A 2,907-nucleotide genomic window follows, 5' to 3' on the forward strand; every position below is an offset into this window, starting at 1 on the left:
CGCTGGCGTTGCTGTTCGTCAGCGCTGCCAGCCGTTCTTTTACGCTACCCATAATGGGCTGGATCTCGATATTGCGCAGATGACTCCATTTGTTGGCTTCATCCGGCCACGTTGAGCGTGCCACGCGCAGCGGCGCAAGAAACAACACCGGTTGGGTTTCGGCTCCGCACATAAAGAGATCTTCCAGCGTAGTCAGTGTGGCAACTGTTTTACCCATACCCATGCCAGCCCACACGTTGCAGCGCGGATTATTAATAAGGAAACTGGTGATTAATTCCTGATATGGCCGTGGGGTGTATGGTTTTGTCATTTTCAGCCTCAGAATAGTTTCGCTATATCCACGTCGTAGACTTCCAGCCATGCTTCACGGGGGTAGCATAAAATTCGTGCATCCGTGGACTCATCCCAGTAGTAGGATTCCATCGCATCATGTTCGTCCTGCCATGTGGTGAGTTGGCGGTAGCTGTACCAGTTACCTGTGGCGCGCCACACTGACCGGACGGAAGCATAGTCTTTGCTGGCACCCAGCAAAGCCGCCATTTCTTCGCGTTCTTTTATCGCCTTATTGGCGATGCGCTGGTAAACAGCATTACGCTGGCAGGCGGTGGCTTCCCGTTTTTCACTGATTTGCGCTTTGGTGCGTACAGCTTCATCGCGTTCATCGGTGAGTAATTCATTTTTCTTTGCAAGTTCGGCGGCGAGCATTAATGCTTCTGAGAAGGTTTGAGGTACCGGATATTTCAGGTGAGCATTTTCCAGTTCCTGCCAGCGGTCTACTAATCTGGCGGTAAATTCGGGAGATAGTTGAGCGACAACGATGATGCTGTCACGCTTACCTTGTTCACCCTCAAAATGGTAAGCCTCCGTAAAACGGTTGGGACTATTCGATTGTTTATTCTCAACTTTCCCCATTGGGGGAAGTTGAATTACTCCCTTCTCCGCCAGTCTTTCAATAGACTGTTTAACTTTGTCGTGACGACTACCAACCAATTCCGTGATGTCGAGGCTGGACATAGAAATTTGAGTAATGGTTAAATTTTGCATGTTAAAGCTCCTCACAAGTGAATGTGATTAATGAAGCCCCGGCGCGATCCCGGGGCGGAATGACTGGATTAGTGGCGCGTCAGGAAGTGTTTAACGTCGTCTTCGTGCCAGTGGTCAAGGCGATCGGCAATGCCCCGTTGCTGCTGGCGGTGGCAGCGCTCGAAAAGCTGCTTCATTTCAGCAAGTACGGTGTTCGCATCTTCACGCTTGCGCAGAATGCGTTTGAGGGTTTGCTTTTCCGCTTCGTGGATGGTTTCACGCAGGGTTTCGGTGACGTAGTAAATACGGCGGCACTCTTTGGCCAGCAGAGGGATGTGCTGCACTTCAAAGGGCATCGGCGACGGGGTGCCGGTCACATCGCGCAGGGCATAATAAACGGCATTGGTCCATGCCTGCTCAAACCGAAAGCCGCGAGTAATGCACCAGACCAAGCGAGCAAGGTTACGGGTATCTGTGTTCGTAAAACGCTCAGGGGCTTCGTGCTGGTAGACGGGGTGGTGTTGGCCCACTTCGCGGTCGAGAATATCCAGCACCCATTTGCGAAACTCTTTGGCGATTGGCGTATTGGCGAACATCGCAATCAGGTGAGCGCCGCGTAGGGAGAAGATGCGGTTATTCATCTCAACCGTACCAGTCTTTCTAACGACCCTCAGATTGAGTGTCGTTGACATCTGAGCCGTAAACTCATCGAGGTTTCGAGTATAAATTTGGGTTATGGCGTCAGTTTTCTTGTACTGTAATGCCTTGGCAAGTTCGGCGGAAGTGAACCAGAGTTCGCTGTTATGTTCGACAACGTCGAGAACTCTGGATTTAAAAACGAGTTGAGTAGTCATTATTACGTCCTCATTGATTTATGAACCCTAGTTTCAGTAGGGCGGTCGGGCACTTGAAACCCGCAATGAGACGGCCTGTAGTTTTTCCTGATAAATCAGGTGTTTTATATACTACACGCTGCCCGACCATAATCTATGGACGTAAAAAAGCCGCAAGACTGTCGGGTGCGGATATCCGCTCATTGAGGTGGTTTCAAGCACCTAAGAGCGAATATAATGACTAGCGACAACTGATGTCAAATTGAACTTGCAAAATTTTGCGGATTAGTGGCCAGATCGCTTACACTCAGCTTAAAATCAGAGGAGTTACTTATGGGTCAAGTTGCGTTCGATACATTGAAATTCGTTGAAACGCTGGAAACTGCTGGCTTGCCTAAAGATCAGGCTAAGGCAATTTCTCTGGCTGTGCGCGAGTCTCACGAAGCCGTAGATGTTGCTACTAAGCGCGATCTTGACGATGCCAAAAAAGACGTTTTATCTGAAGTTACAGCCGTCAAGCGTGACCTTGAGGACGTGCGTAAAGAAATTGACGCCAGATTTGATAAGGTCGATGCTCGGTTCGAGAAGCACGAAGCTCAGATGCAGGCTCGCTTCGAGAAAACTGAAGCTCAGATAGCCTTACTCCGTAAAGATGTTGAACATACTGCAAATGGATTATTAATAAAACTGAGTGCTGTGATTCTCGCTATCGCCGGTCTGGCATCAACCATTGTCACGGTGGTAATTAAACTGCTTTGATTTTACCCCCCCTTCCTGCGTCAGGCGGCTAACCTGTTTGCGCAGCCGCCTGTTGTCTTCCGCCATATACCCAATCACCGCCCTGAGCGTCTGCGTTTCCCAGTCCTCGTTAGGCTGTCTGCCCAGACTGACCAGATAGCGGGCATCATCGATACTCTCGCCGCCGTTGGTGATGGCGACGACCTCGCCCATATTGGGGTGTCTGAAGGTCAGCACCCGTGCGTTATCCAGTTTCATTGAATACCCTCCATATTTTTGCTGTCCAGCACAACCACGGTAAAACCCAGCGCGC

5 protein-coding genes are annotated in these 2,907 nt (G+C 50.2%); 1 reads left to right on the forward strand and 4 read right to left on the reverse strand.

Translation table 11 applies throughout. From position 1 onward, the window contains the following. The 3 genes from QZ506_RS07625 to QZ506_RS07635 form a co-directional block, all read right to left on the reverse strand. Window positions 1-310, reverse strand: a 310-nt coding sequence (locus QZ506_RS07625; protein ID WP_367272986.1) for an SNF2-related protein, incomplete at its 3' end; no start/stop codon positions are given. An 8-nt stretch (window positions 311-318) separates the two neighbouring features. Then, window positions 319-1,044, reverse strand: coding sequence for a Rha family transcriptional regulator (locus QZ506_RS07630; protein ID WP_291970166.1), 726 nt, complete (start codon window positions 1,042-1,044; stop codon window positions 319-321). A gap of 68 nt (window positions 1,045-1,112) precedes the next feature. Continuing rightward, window positions 1,113-1,877, reverse strand: a complete 765-nt coding sequence (locus QZ506_RS07635; protein ID WP_291970168.1) for a BRO family protein — start codon at window positions 1,875-1,877, stop codon at window positions 1,113-1,115. 312 nt (window positions 1,878-2,189) lie between these two features. Here QZ506_RS07635 and QZ506_RS07640 point away from each other — a divergent pair, with 312 nt between their 5' ends. Then, complete coding sequence (locus QZ506_RS07640) at window positions 2,190-2,615, forward strand: hypothetical protein (RefSeq protein WP_291970169.1); 426 nt, start codon at window positions 2,190-2,192, stop codon at window positions 2,613-2,615. On the opposite strand, the gene QZ506_RS07645 is transcribed toward QZ506_RS07640, so the two are convergent. Next, a partial coding sequence (locus tag QZ506_RS07645) for a hypothetical protein (RefSeq protein ID WP_291970171.1) occupies window positions 2,580-2,907 on the reverse strand: 328 nt, incomplete at its 5' end. The two genes, QZ506_RS07640 and QZ506_RS07645, sit on opposite strands and share 36 nt — an antisense overlap.

This window comes from Candidatus Symbiopectobacterium sp., assembly GCF_020054415.1.
In the GTDB taxonomy this organism is placed as follows: domain Bacteria; phylum Pseudomonadota; class Gammaproteobacteria; order Enterobacterales; family Enterobacteriaceae; genus Symbiopectobacterium.

Excerpts from the sequence above, each read along its gene's own strand:
- QZ506_RS07630 (WP_291970166.1), bottom strand. The coding sequence starts at position 1,044 with ATGCAAAATTTAACCATTACTCAAATTTCTATGTCCAGCCTCGACATC.
- QZ506_RS07635 (WP_291970168.1), bottom strand. The coding sequence starts at position 1,877 with ATGACTACTCAACTCGTTTTTAAATCCAGAGTTCTCGACGTTGTCGAA.
- QZ506_RS07640 (WP_291970169.1), top strand. The coding sequence starts at position 2,190 with ATGGGTCAAGTTGCGTTCGATACATTGAAATTCGTTGAAACGCTGGAA.